Source organism: Pseudoalteromonas fuliginea, assembly GCF_000690055.1.
GTDB classification, from domain to species: domain Bacteria; phylum Pseudomonadota; class Gammaproteobacteria; order Enterobacterales; family Alteromonadaceae; genus Pseudoalteromonas; species Pseudoalteromonas fuliginea.
Window position 1 is genome coordinate 1 of sequence record NZ_JJNZ01000281.1, and the last position, 325, is coordinate 325.

The following is a 325-nucleotide window of genomic DNA, read 5'->3' on the forward strand; positions in this document are numbered from 1 at the left end:
TTAACTACAGAAAGTGCTCTTTTAAGATCTTGATTAGTATCTAATAATACCTTGTAAGGCCATTTTTTACCATTAAGTAATGGTTTTACTCTTTTTCGAGTACGAGTATCATCTATAGAAATTGCAATAACTTCCATATTCATTTCTTTAGTCCAGTCAGCATAGTGCTCTTTAATAGCATCTAGTTCACTAATACATGGTGCACACCACGTAGCCCAAAATGTAAACACATATAGTTTATCTTTTTCTTTAAAACTGTTCTTTACATTATAAGTCTTGTTCTTAACCGACTTAATAGTCACACTAGGCATTGCCTTTTGCGCAT

Annotated in this window: 1 protein-coding gene; it reads right to left on the minus strand. The window is 32.3% G+C overall.

Going from position 1 to position 325, the window contains the following annotated elements:
• Window positions 1-311 (minus strand): TlpA family protein disulfide reductase (locus tag DC53_RS22865; protein ID WP_240474590.1); only part of this gene is annotated, 311 nt, incomplete at its 3' end.
• Window positions 312-325: the final 14 nt, after the last annotated feature.